Origin of the sequence: Pseudoalteromonas sp. MER144-MNA-CIBAN-0113 (genome assembly GCF_040308965.1) — a bacterium.
Classification (GTDB): Bacteria; Pseudomonadota; Gammaproteobacteria; order Enterobacterales; family Alteromonadaceae; genus Pseudoalteromonas; species Pseudoalteromonas tetraodonis.
On record NZ_JBEOOG010000571.1, the window covers coordinates 1 to 240 of the forward strand.

Below are 240 nucleotides of genomic sequence, written 5' to 3' on the forward strand. Positions count from 1 at the left end.
CGCCTGCGGTACTAAATTGTTCCATATTATCAATATCGAAGGTACCTGGGTTATACATATTTACTAGTCTAAATAATACCGGGCCTTGGCCTGCTGGATCTAAATGACGATTAAAAAAGCCTTCCTCTGAGTATTTAAACCCTAAGGTGTTTACCGCGGGCAATAATTTACTGCCTTGCATGCTCATTCCATCTGGCATTTGAATATGCACAATCACAAAGTCTGAAACCTCTGCAGGCT

1 protein-coding gene is annotated in these 240 nt (G+C 41.2%); it reads right to left on the reverse strand.

Annotated features, from left to right (window positions below; all coding sequences use genetic code 11):
- Positions 1-240 (reverse strand): cell division protein ZipA C-terminal FtsZ-binding domain-containing protein (locus AAEY57_RS20985; protein WP_350608780.1); only part of this gene is annotated, 240 nt, incomplete at both ends.